The 9,467-nt window shown below is 69.0% G+C and carries 12 protein-coding genes and 1 pseudogene; 5 read left to right on the top strand and 8 right to left on the bottom strand.

Annotation, left to right across the window (positions count from 1 at the left end):
- Positions 1-424: RNA-guided endonuclease InsQ/TnpB family protein (locus E1292_RS47615; protein WP_165975131.1), on the bottom strand; the 424-nt coding region annotated here is incomplete at its 3' end.
- Positions 409-747 (bottom strand): helix-turn-helix domain-containing protein, encoded by a 339-nt coding sequence (locus tag E1292_RS56010; protein ID WP_369334353.1) that lies wholly within the window; start codon positions 745-747, stop codon positions 409-411. The genes E1292_RS56010 and E1292_RS47615, both read right to left, overlap by 16 nt.
- On the opposite strand from E1292_RS56010, the gene E1292_RS54655 reads away from it, so the two are divergent.
- Complete coding sequence (locus tag E1292_RS54655; RefSeq protein ID WP_132606403.1) at positions 746-889, top strand: acetamidase/formamidase family protein; 144 nt, start codon at positions 746-748, stop codon at positions 887-889. The genes E1292_RS56010 and E1292_RS54655 overlap by 2 nt on opposite strands.
- Before the next feature lie 34 nt (positions 890-923).
- Here E1292_RS54655 and E1292_RS47600 read toward each other — a convergent pair whose 3' ends face one another.
- A complete protein-coding gene (locus E1292_RS47600) occupies positions 924-1,868 on the bottom strand; it encodes a serine hydrolase domain-containing protein (protein ID WP_132606406.1) in 945 nt (314 codons plus the stop codon).
- A gap of 185 nt (positions 1,869-2,053) precedes the next feature.
- Here E1292_RS47600 and E1292_RS47595 point away from each other — a divergent pair, with 185 nt between their 5' ends.
- Entirely contained in the window at positions 2,054-3,034 is a 981-nt protein-coding gene (locus E1292_RS47595; RefSeq protein WP_132606402.1) for a polyprenyl synthetase family protein, read from the top strand.
- A gap of 13 nt (positions 3,035-3,047) precedes the next feature.
- On the opposite strand, the gene E1292_RS47590 is transcribed toward E1292_RS47595, so the two are convergent.
- The 3 genes from E1292_RS47590 to E1292_RS47580 all read right to left on the bottom strand — a co-directional run bounded on the left by E1292_RS47590 (position 3,048) and on the right by E1292_RS47580 (position 5,723).
- Complete coding sequence (locus tag E1292_RS47590) at positions 3,048-3,449, bottom strand: hypothetical protein (protein WP_132606401.1); 402 nt, start codon at positions 3,447-3,449, stop codon at positions 3,048-3,050.
- A gap of 80 nt (positions 3,450-3,529) precedes the next feature.
- Positions 3,530-4,969 (bottom strand): MFS transporter, encoded by a 1,440-nt coding sequence (locus tag E1292_RS47585; RefSeq protein WP_132606400.1) that lies wholly within the window; start codon positions 4,967-4,969, stop codon positions 3,530-3,532.
- Between the two features lie 43 nt (positions 4,970-5,012).
- Positions 5,013-5,723, bottom strand: a complete 711-nt coding sequence (locus E1292_RS47580) for a class I SAM-dependent methyltransferase (RefSeq protein WP_132606399.1) — start codon at positions 5,721-5,723, stop codon at positions 5,013-5,015.
- A gap of 177 nt (positions 5,724-5,900) precedes the next feature.
- Here E1292_RS47580 and E1292_RS47575 point away from each other — a divergent pair, with 177 nt between their 5' ends.
- On the top strand, positions 5,901-7,229 hold the full coding sequence (locus E1292_RS47575; protein WP_246090919.1) for an LCP family protein: 1,329 nt from the start codon (positions 5,901-5,903) through the stop codon (positions 7,227-7,229).
- Here E1292_RS47575 and E1292_RS47570 read toward each other — a convergent pair.
- Complete coding sequence (locus E1292_RS47570; protein ID WP_132606398.1) at positions 7,226-7,705, bottom strand: tetratricopeptide repeat protein; 480 nt, start codon at positions 7,703-7,705, stop codon at positions 7,226-7,228. The two genes, E1292_RS47575 and E1292_RS47570, sit on opposite strands and share 4 nt — an antisense overlap.
- 66 nt (positions 7,706-7,771) lie before the next feature.
- Between E1292_RS47570 and E1292_RS47565 the strand changes: the two genes are divergently transcribed.
- Both E1292_RS47565 and E1292_RS47560 read left to right on the top strand, forming a co-directional pair.
- A complete protein-coding gene (locus E1292_RS47565; protein WP_132606397.1) occupies positions 7,772-8,701 on the top strand; it encodes an ATP-binding protein in 930 nt (309 codons plus the stop codon).
- Positions 8,702-8,787: 86 nt separating this feature from the next.
- Positions 8,788-9,174 (top strand): SCO5389 family protein, encoded by a 387-nt coding sequence (locus E1292_RS47560; RefSeq protein ID WP_132606396.1) that lies wholly within the window; start codon positions 8,788-8,790, stop codon positions 9,172-9,174.
- Between the two features lie 30 nt (positions 9,175-9,204).
- Here E1292_RS47560 and E1292_RS52000 read toward each other — a convergent pair.
- A pseudogene (locus tag E1292_RS52000) lies at positions 9,205-9,467 on the bottom strand (LLM class flavin-dependent oxidoreductase); the annotation flags it as partial.

Raw genomic sequence — 9,467 nt, 5'->3', positions numbered from 1 at the left:
ACACGATGTCCAGCGGCGTGTCCATCTTGGCCAGCGTCAGTGTGCCGTCGCGCCAGCGGAACGCCGAGCGGGTGTACTCCGCGCTCGCGCGTGCCTTCTTCCTGCTCTTGAAGGTGGGATATCGGGCTCGTTTGGCGAAGAAGTTCGCGAATGCCGCCTGAAGGTGGCGCAGCGCCTGCTGCAACGGCACGGACGACACCTCGAACAGGAAGTCGTAGTCGCCGCTGCGTTTCCACTCGGTCAGAGCGGCCGACGACTCCACGTAGGAGACGCGACGGCCTTCCATGGTGTAGGCGCGGGTGCGTTCTTCGAGGGCTTTGTTGTAGACGAGGCGGACGCAGCCGAACGTTCGGGCAAGCTCTTCGGCTTGGCCGGGGGTCGGGTAGAAGCGGTATTTGTAGGCCCGCTTCACGATCTGCGCCACGCGTCACATGGTACCGCGCGATCGGCTAAGCATCGTGCGTGTGTTCGGTATGCGGCGCTGTGCCGCGTTTCCTCCCCAGGGCTGAAGCCCGAGGTCTCCACGCTTAAGGAGATTCGATGACCGATGAGCTGCCGGCTGATCCGGCGGGCCTTCAGCGCCAGGTGGAGGTGCGAGCGCGTCAATCCGTCGCGCAGGTCCGCGCCGAGGACCCCGGCTATGCGGCCGAGCCGGTAGTACACCGTGGTCCGGTGCAGATGCAGTGACGCCGCCGTGCGCTGAACGTCGCAGCCCAGGTCGAGGTGCGTCTCCAGAGTGCCCAGCATGGCGGCCGAGTCTCCGGCGTGCTCCAGCGGGTCGAGCACGGAGTCAAAGATCCGCATCAGCTGCATCGTCACGATCCCCAACCCGACGGTGACGCTCTACCTCCCGATCGACATCTTCGACCGGGACATCCTGCCCCGCTGAACGGACCGGCCGGGTCCTGCTCCTTCCCTGACCGTCACCTGCCGAGCACGGCGTCCAGCACGGCCGTGGCGCTGACCGTGTCCTGGTCGTACTCGCCGGCCGTGACCGCCACGACCAGTTCCTCCTCCGGCACCGCGAGCAGTCGCTGGCCGCCGTTGCCGATGCCCTCGTACTGGCGGCGCTCGCCGGTGCCGATGTACCACTGGTAGCCGTAGTGGAGGTCGCCCTCGATCACGACCCGGGGCGTGAGCATCTCCTCGATCCACCGGCCGGGCACGATGTCGCGGCCGCCGTCGAGCACCAGCCGCCCCACGGCCGCCAGGTCGAGCGGGCGCAGCCGCAGCCCGGCGGCGGCGGACTCCAGCCCGTCGTCACCCTTGGTCCAGCCGAAGTCGCCGATGCCGAGCGGCCGGAACAGCGCGGTCTCGGCGTACTCCGCCAGCGGCCGGCCGGCGCCGCGCGCGATGACGGTCCCGAGCAGCGCCGTGGCGCCCCCGCAGTACAACCACTGCCTCCCGGCCCCCTCGACGACGGGCCGCTCGAGCACGTAGCGATGCCGGTCGGGTGCCAGCTCCATGGCGATCTCGCTGTTGGCCGGGGACGTGTAAGGGGCGTCCTCGTTCCATTCCAGGCCGAGCGTCATGGTGAGCGCGTGCTCGATGGTGAGGTGCGCCCGCTCGGGATCGGCCACCAGGTCCGGATATTCGGCGAACTGTCGCACCAGCCCTTCACCCGGCTCCGGCACCAGCCCTTCGCCCAGCGCGATCCCGTACAGCAGCCCCACGACGCTCTTGGACACCGACCGCAGGTCGTGCAGCGTGTCCCGGTCGAACACGACGTGTCCCAGGTCCTGGCCGAGCCGGTGGTCCTGGCCGGCTCCGTACCGTTCGAGGACGACCTCCCCGCCCCGCATCACCACGAGACCGTGGAAGTCGGGCGCCTTGCCCGCGCCCAGGACCTCATCGACCCGCTCAGCCATCGCCACGATGTCCTCCTATAAGCACGATGTCCTCTGTAAGTCGGCACACCCTGCATATCGCCTGACACGGTGTCAGGTGCAACGCCGGAGGTCCGGGCTTCGTGACCCGGTCGTCGTCTGACGGACTGAGAGGGTCCTCAGGGTCTCTCAGCCGTGGCACAGCGGTGCCGACGCAGGCTTAAAGCATGGACCTCTTACTGCGCAACCCCGCCATCGTGCAGGGGATGAAGAAGGTCGAGACGAGGATCCGGCGGCTGACCGGATCGTCCGCGCCGAGCGGGATCAACACCGGCGCCGAGCGCATCGTGGCCGCCGGCGGCAAACGGCTGCGGCCCGCGATGACGCTCGCGACCTCCCTGGCTCTCGGCCACGGGCTCGACCGGCGCGTGATCACGGCTGCCGCCTGCGTCGAGCTCATCCACGCGGGCTCGCTCGTGCACGACGACCTCATGGACCACGCCACGCAGCGCCGCGGCACCAGAACGCTCAACGACGAGCTCGGCGCCGGCAAGGCGCTCGTCATCGGCGATTTCATGCTGGCCAGGGCCGGGCTCGCGGCCATCACGGCCGTGTCGAGGTCGGTGGCGGAGGTGCTGGCGGCCACCGTCGTCGAGCTGGCGGAAGGGCAGTTCCTCGAGACGAACGACCTGTTCGACCCCGCCAGGACGCGGCAGAGCGCGCTGCGGTCCATCACCGGGAAGACCGCCGCGCTCTTCAGCGCCGGATGCCTGGTCGCCGCAGTCTGCGCGCACGCCTCCGCCGAGGACAGAGCGCGGATGGCGGAATACGGGGAGAAGTTCGGGCTGATCTTCCAGATCCTCGACGACCTGCTCGACCTGACCGCCTCCAGCGACCAGCTCGGCAAACCCGCGGGCCACGACCTGCGGCAGGGCGTCTACAGCCTGCCGCTGCTCATGGCCGACGCCGACGTCCGGCACCTGCTCGGCAGGGACATGACCGACGACGAGGTGGGGGAGGTGCTGCGCAGGCTGCGGTCCGGCCGGATGGTGGACACCACGATCGAGCACTGCCGCGGCCTGGCCTCCGACGCGCTGGCCGCCCTACCGGTGCTGCACGACCGCGAGATGGCGGCCGTCCTGTACGGCCTGCCCACCGCGTACATCGATCACGTGGCGGGCATCGCCGCCCCAGCCGCGGTGGGTTAGACACAACCGGTGCCTAGCAGGCGCCGACCCATTGCACCTTGTAGATGTTGACGCTCTTCTTCTTGGTGAACTTCTTGATCGTCGTGCCGTCGCCCGGCGGATGCAGGCAGCCGGTCTTCTTGGATTCGCCGAAATAGTTGTAGGTGAAGCGGATGTGGTCGGCGCCGGCGACTCTATACCCGTTGTTCCTGATCCACGACGACCCTCCGTCGAAGGTGTGGGTGACACTGATGTTCCCGCTGTACTGCCAGAGCGGGTATCTGGGAGGGTCGTAAATGCAGAAGTTCCCGCGCTTGCATCTGTCGATCGGGATGTCGTCGGCCGAGGCCGCCAGGGCTGGGGCGGCCGCGGCCACCAGGGTCAGAGAGGCCACGGCTCCGAGCGAGATGACGGTTTTCCTGATGTGTTTGACCATGGCCACCGTTCTACCGGGCACCGATATCGATCGGCTTTATGCCGCCTACATAGATCGGCCGCCACCGAAGTCATGAGAGATCAGGCGGCCTTGGTCACCTCGGCCGCGGAAAGCGGCGTCGCGATGGCCTCCAGCCCCTTGCGCTCGGCCTTGACCCCCAGGAACAACTCGACCAGACCACCGGCGATCATCACCAGCGCGCCGATGGCGAACGCGAGCGCCGTATCCCCCGGCACGCCGCTTTCGACCAGGTTGGCGAAGACGAGCGGCCCGGCGATGCCGCCGCAGGCCGTGCCGACCGCGAAGAAGAACGCGATCGCCATCGCCCTGGTCTCCATCGGGAAGATCTCGCTGACGGTCAGGTACGCCGAGCTGGCCCCCGCCGAGGCCACGAAGAGCACCAGCGACCAGCAGGCGGTCAGCGTGACGGCGGTCAGAGCCCCCTGGCTGAACAGCCAGGCGGTGCCGAGCAGCAGCAGCCCCGACCCGATGTACGTCGCCGAGATCATCGGGATCCGGCCCACGGTGTCGAAGAGGTGGCCGAGCAGCAACGGGCCGAGGAAGTTGCCGACCGCGATCACGGCGAAGTAGTAGCCGGTGTTCGTGGTGATGCCGAAGAAGGTGGACAGGATCTGGGCGTACCCGAAGGTGATGGCGTTGTAGAGGAACGCCTGCCCGATGAAGAGCGACAGGCCGAGCACGGTCCGCTTGGGGTAGAGCGCGACCATGGTGTGCGCGATGCGCACGAACCCGATGGACCTGCGCTGGTGGATGGTCATCGACTGCGACGGCTCCGGCAGATCCTCGTCGACCTGGTGCTCGATGTCTTCGACGATCTTCTCCGCCTCGTCGCCCTTGCCGTGGATGAACAGCCAGCGCGGGCTCTCCGGCACGTGCCGGCGGACGAGCAGGATCGCCAGCCCCAGCACCACGCCAAGGCCGAACGCGACGCGCCAGCCGATGTTCACCGGAAGGTCGTTCAGCAGGGGCACGGTCAGCAGCGCGCCGCCGGCCGCGCCGAGCCAGTAGCTGCCGTTGATGATGATGTCGATGCGCCCTCGGTGCCGGCTCGGGATGAGCTCGTCGATGGCCGAGTTGATGGCGGCGTACTCGCCTCCGATGCCGAAACCCGTCACGAACCTGAACAGGAAGAACCACCACACGCTGAACGAGAACGCGGTCAGCAGCGTCGCCGCCAGGTAGACCACCAGCGTGATGATGAACAACTTCTTCCTGCCGAACCTGTCGGTCAGCCAGCCGAAGAACAGCGCTCCCGAGCAGGCCCCCGCCACGTAGAGCGCCGCGGCCGTGCCCGCCACCTGCGCCTGCGTGATATCCAGGCCGCTGCCCGGCTTGGCGAGCTGCGCGGAGAGGTTGCCGACGATGGTGACCTCGAGCCCGTCGAGGATCCACACCGTGCCCAGACCGATGACGATCATCCAGTGCCAGCGTGACCACGGCAGCCGGTCCAGCCGCGCGGGGACCTTCGTGGTTATGGTGCCGGTTTCCACGTCGCTCATAAGGTCATCTCGATACCCGGCGAGCGAGCGGCAAACGTTTCCCCTACGCGGCGGGGCTTCTGGCCTCGAGGATCTCCGTGCGGGACCACGGCCCGCCGTACCAGAATCGCCAGCCGGCGTCGCGCCGCCGTACGTCGACGACGCCGAGCGAGCGCAGCGTGTCCTCGTACGCGCGGGTGTGGTGCGGGTCGGCGATCAGCATCAGGCCTCCCGGCCGCAGCACCCGCAGCGCCTCGCGGACGGCCTGTTCCCGCCCTGCGGGGCGCGTGATGGTGTGGATGGCCTGGTCGGTGACGACCACGTCGAACGCGCCGTCCTCGAACGGCAGGTCACGCAGGTCGCCCACCACCAGGGACACCCGGTCGGCGACGCCTTCCCGCTCGGCGTTCGCCCTGGCCCGCGGCGCTCCCTTGGAGCGCTGGTCGAGGCCGGTCACGTGGCCCTCGTCCAGCCGTCGTGCGGCCAGCGTGAGGACGGCGCCGCGCCCGCAGCCCAGATCCAGCAGGCGCTCGCCGCCCTTCAGGCGATCCAGCTCCGCCGCCCAGACGGCCGGCTTGCCGCGCCGCGTCGTGTAGAGGTGGCTGCCCGCGCTGGCCAGCGTGTACGTGCCGCCGAGCAGGAAGGCGACCCCCGCCTCCGGGACGTCGAACACGAACGACAGCACCGTGAGCGCCGCCAGCATGATCACTCCGAGGAGGAGACCCGCCAGCGCCCAGGGTGCGTCGAACCCGTATCTACCGTGTCGCTTGCCCACATTCACGTTATATCTCAAGCTGGTCTTGACCGGGAATTGACCGAACCCTGCCCTGACGCACCATCGCAGCGCATTGCGCATTACTAGGGTGACCTGGATGGCCACACATTGGGGGTTTGACCAGGCATGACGGAGAGAGAACGAGGTTTTGGCCTGGGAGCGAGCATCGCACTGACCATGGGAGCGGCAATGTTGTGGGGCGTGGCACACCTGGCGGTCGAACGCCGCCGATCCGGTCTGGCGCTCATGGTGGCGTACGTGCTGATGCTGGCCGGTGTGCTCACCGTGTTCACCGCGTACAGCGCCAACCTCCTGTCTCTGGCCGTCCAGCCCCGCTGGCTGACCGTGCTCACCGTAGCGCTGGTGACGATCGCCCTGGCCTGGACCGGCGTGATCGTCTGGTCGTTCGTCCTCGTACGCCCCCCGCGCTCGGACCGGATCGGCCGCTTCCTCACCACGACGCTGACCGTCGCCCTCTGTGCTCTCATCCTGGCCCCCACCGCCTACGCCGCCAGGATCGCCTACCTGTCGCGGGACGTCGTGAACACGTTGTTCCCGTCCAGCACCGACGGCACGCCCATCATGGCCGATGATCCGTGGAACGGCGCGACGCGCGTGCAGTTCCTGCTCCTCGGCGGCGACTCGGCGCCCGGCAGGCCCGGCGTGCGCACCGACAGCATGACCGTGGCCAGCGTGGACACCACGACCGGCGCGACCACGCTGTTCGGCCTGCCGCGCAACCTCCAGCGCGTGCCGCTCCCCCACGGCCCGGCGAGGACCCGCTTCCCGTTCGGCTTCACCGGCACGGGCCCCGACACGCCCGGCCTGCTCAACGAGATCTTCCAGTACGCCGAGGACCACCCGGACACGGTGCCGGGCGTGCCGAAGGGCGAGCGCGGCCCCACCCTGCTCAAGCAGACGATCAGCGGCATCCTCGGCCTTCCCGTGCAGTATCACGTCCTGGTCGACATGAAGGGCTTCGCGGAGCTCGTCGACGCCATGGGCGGCGTACGGGTCACCATCAAGGACCCCATCGTGTACGGCCGCAACCGCGAGGGCCTGCTGCCGCCGGGCACGCGCAAACTCTCCGGCGAGGAGGCCCTGTGGTACGGCCGGTCGCGCACCGACAGCGATGACTATGTCCGCATGGGACGGCAGAAGTGCCTGCTCAACGCGGTCGTCAAGCAGGCCGAGCCGATGACCGTGATCAACAGTTTCGAGCGGCTGGCCGCGGCCGCCAAGCGGACCATCTCCACCGACCTGCCCCAGGACCTCCTGCCGGCCGTCGTGGACCTGTCGCAGAAGGTGAAGAACGCCAGGATCCGCAGCCTCAGCTTCGTGCCGCCGCTGATCGACACGGCGAACCCCGACTGGCGTCTCATCCGCGCCACGGTCTCCGACTCCCTGAGGGAGCGGCCGTCCACCAAGACCGTGCCGACGCGCGAGGAGCCGCCGACGACGCCGAAGCCGGACAGCCCGATCAACCTCGACGCCACCTGCGGCTAGACCGTCTCGTCCAGGTGGTCGGCGTAGTAGGCGATCGCGGGTGCGTACCCGCCGGCCCGGTCTGACTCGGCGACCACCTGGAGCAGCGTCGTGACCGCCTCGGCGGAACGCCCGGCGTTGTGCAGCGCCATCGCCCTGAACGTGCGCAACGCCCCATCGCCGGGGAACTCCTTCAGCCCGCGCTCGAAGGTCTCCAGCGCATCGGCGTGCCTGCCGAGCACCCGCAAGGTGCTGCCGAACCCCGTGAAGGCCCCCAGCCGGTCGGCGTCGCTCAGCCCCTCGCCCGCCAGCGCGCGTTCGTAGAAGGGGACCGCCTCGGCCTCGAGCCCGAGCGCGTCGTGTGCCCATGCCGCCTGGTAGGCCACCTCGGCGTCGCCGGGATGCCGCTGGGCCAGCTCGACGAGGAGCTGCCGGGCCTGCTCACCCTGGCCTTCCTCACGCAGCCGTACGGCGCGCGCCAAATCTTCGTTCCGCATGGAGCGAGTGTGGCATGATGAGGCTCGACAGAAACGGTAACGATTTTCATCCCCAGAGGAGGCGCCGTGAGAGTGGCGTTCGTCGGAAAGGGCGGCAGCGGCAAGACGACGATGTCGGCGCTGTTCGCGAGGCATGTGGCGAGCCAGGGCGGCCCCGTGGTCGCCATCGACGCCGACATCAACCAGCACCTCGCCCTCGTGCTCGGCCTCGACCGGCAGCCCGAGCCGCTCGGCGCCCACCTCACCGAGATCAAAGACCGCCTGCGCGGCACCAACCCGCGCATCCCCTCGGCGGAGTCCATGGTCAAGACCACTCCGCCCGGCCGCGGCTCCACGCTGCTGAGCTTCGACGACCTCGCCGCCGACCCGCTCGGGCTCACCACGCCCGACGGCCTGCGCCTGCTCGCGACCGGCCCGTTCAGCGAGGACGATCTCGGCGTGGCCTGCTACCACTCGAAGGTCGGCGCGGTCGAGCTGCTGCTCAACCACCTGGTCGACGGCGCCGGCTCCTACGTCGTGGTCGACATGACCGCCGGCGCCGACTCCTTCGCCTCCGGCCTGTTCACCCGGTTCGACCTGACGTTCCTCGTGGCCGAGCCGACCAGGCAGGGCGTGAGCGTCTACCGGCAATACCGCGACTACGCCGCCCAATACGGCGTGGCGCTCGCCGTGGTCGGCAACAAGGTGCACGGCGAGTCCGACGTCGACTTCCTGCGCGAGCACGTGGGTGACGATCTGCTCACCTGGATGGAACACTCGGCCTCCGTCCGCGCCATGGAGCAGGGCCGCCACTTCACGCTCGACGACCTCGAGCCGGCCAACGCCGACGCGCTCGCCCTGCTCCGCAAGACCCTCGACGAGCAGGAGAAAGACTGGGAGCGCTTCGGCCGGCAGGCCGTGGAGTTCCACCTGCGCAACGCCCGCGCCTGGGGCAACGAGCGCACCGGCACCGACCTTGCCGAGCAGATAGATCCGGGCTTCGTCTACGGGCCCTGATCACACGACTGTCCCCCTCCAGGTATCTGGAGGCTCCCCCCATCCCCGCCTAGCGTCACATTTGATCCCCTTCGAGAGGAGACAGCATGTCGCTGACCGTTCCGAACGATCTGCTCGACCAGGCCCGGGCCGGTGACGTTGACGACGCGGCCTTCGTCGCGTGCGTGCGCGACTCGCTGCCGTACGCGTGGTCACTGATCAGCGACCTGGCGAGCCGGCGCGAGCAGACCGGGGCCGAATTCGCGGACAACACGGTGCCACCGCCGTCCGAGGAGGCCCGCGGCCAGCTCCTGCGCTGCCTGGCGAGCGACGCGATGCGCGGTGCGCTGGAGCGCCACTTCGGAGTCCGCCTGGCCTTCCAGAACTGCCACCGGGTCGCCGTCTTCGACCCGACGGCCACGAAGGCGCTGCACGAGTTCGTCACTCCGCGAGCCCAGATCCTCAACCAGAAGCCGGAGCTGGTGGACTGCTGATCCCTCCCGGTGGCCCGGCACCCCGCCGGGTCACCGGGGCAGCAGCGGCAGCACCTCGGCGCCGAATCGCCTGATGTTCTCCAGCGTCCGGCGGTGCTCCCCCAGGCCCTCGACCATCACGATGAAGTGCTCGATTCCGGTCTTCTCCGCGGTGCGCAGCAGGGTCTCCGCGCAGTGCCCGGCCGACCCGACCGGATGGATACGCGTCAGCAGATCCGCATATGCCGGGATGTTGCGTGAAGGGCGCGGCCGGTCGTCCACCGGCACGTAACCCGCCAGCCCCGGCCCCAGCC

Origin of the sequence: Nonomuraea deserti (assembly GCF_004348685.1) — a bacterium.
Lineage (GTDB): Bacteria > Actinomycetota > Actinomycetes > Streptosporangiales > Streptosporangiaceae > Nonomuraea > Nonomuraea deserti.
Note: the sequence above shows the minus strand (reverse complement) of the source record. Positions and strands in the feature narration are given on the sequence as shown.